Annotated in this window: 1 protein-coding gene; it reads right to left on the bottom strand. The window is 51.0% G+C overall.

Features of this window, described 5'->3' with window-relative positions; genetic code table 11:
• Nucleotides 1-490 (bottom strand): M48 family metalloprotease (locus R7Z50_RS31335; protein ID WP_318150256.1); only part of this gene is annotated, 490 nt, incomplete at its 3' end.
• Nucleotides 491-508: the final 18 nt, after the last annotated feature.

Below are 508 nucleotides of genomic sequence, written 5' to 3'. Positions count from 1 at the left end.
ATGCACCAGCAAGCGCGGCTAAAGTCGCTGGAGAGCGCCTTGCTTGGTCTTCCATACTGCGCGCGAGGTGGCGCTGTGTTACGTGTGCAATTTCGTGCGCGACAACGGATGCGAGTTCACTTTCGCTACGAGCATGAAGAAATAGCCCTGAGTGCAATGCAACGTAACCGCCAAAAAAGGCAAAGGCGTTGATATTACGATCACGAATCATGAAGAAGTGGAACGGCGTTTTTACATCGTTCGCGTTGGCCACGAGGCGGTGTCCGAGGGAATCGATATATTCGTTGATGACCGGATCGTTGACGATAGGTTTACTGGCTCTGAGCATGCGCATGTACGCGTCGCCATAAATCAACTCTTGGTCTATAGAAAGCGTGCCGCCAGCTGCTGTACCAATATCAGGCAAGTCGATGCTATTGGCGTAAGTCGTTGGTGAACTGATTGCAGCAGCAAGGCACAAACAAACGAGCGAGCGAGTGCGTTTTAACATACGGTTTAAAGATTCTCC

The organism is Vibrio sp. 1249-1 (assembly GCF_033340495.1).
Note: the sequence above shows the minus strand (reverse complement) of the source record. Positions and strands in the feature narration are given on the sequence as shown.